Below are 402 nucleotides of genomic sequence, written 5' to 3'. Positions count from 1 at the left end.
TCCATCGGAGTGATGATATCTTCCAGGCGTTGCTCCAGCGCGTTAACCGTACCGATAACATCAAATTCCTGACGCGAACAGGTCGGGCAGGCGATGAAGTTGATCCCGCGCGAACGGATGCGCAGCGATTTCAAAATATCGAAACCGACTTTGATCTCTTCGACCGGATCGGCCGCCAGCGATACGCGCAGCGTGTCGCCGATGCCTTCAGACAGCAGCAGACCTAAACCAATAGCGGATTTTACTGCCCCGCTACGCGCACCACCGGCTTCGGTGATCCCCAGATGCAGCGGCTGATCGATTTGTTTTGCCAGCAAACGATAAGACTCAACAGCGAGGAAGACGTCAGACGCTTTCACGCTGACTTTGAACTGATCGAAGTTCAGGCGATCGAGATGATCA

At 54.2% G+C, this 402-nt stretch carries 1 protein-coding gene; it reads right to left on the bottom strand.

Annotated elements, in window-relative coordinates:
- On the bottom strand, positions 1-402 hold a 402-nt coding region (locus LZP73_RS19345), incomplete at both ends, for a flavodoxin-dependent (E)-4-hydroxy-3-methylbut-2-enyl-diphosphate synthase (RefSeq protein WP_234236541.1).

The sequence above is a fragment of the Shewanella sp. AS16 genome (genome assembly GCF_021412365.1).
GTDB lineage: Bacteria > Pseudomonadota > Gammaproteobacteria > Enterobacterales > Shewanellaceae > Shewanella > Shewanella salipaludis.
This window is presented reverse-complemented; position numbering and strand designations above follow the sequence as displayed.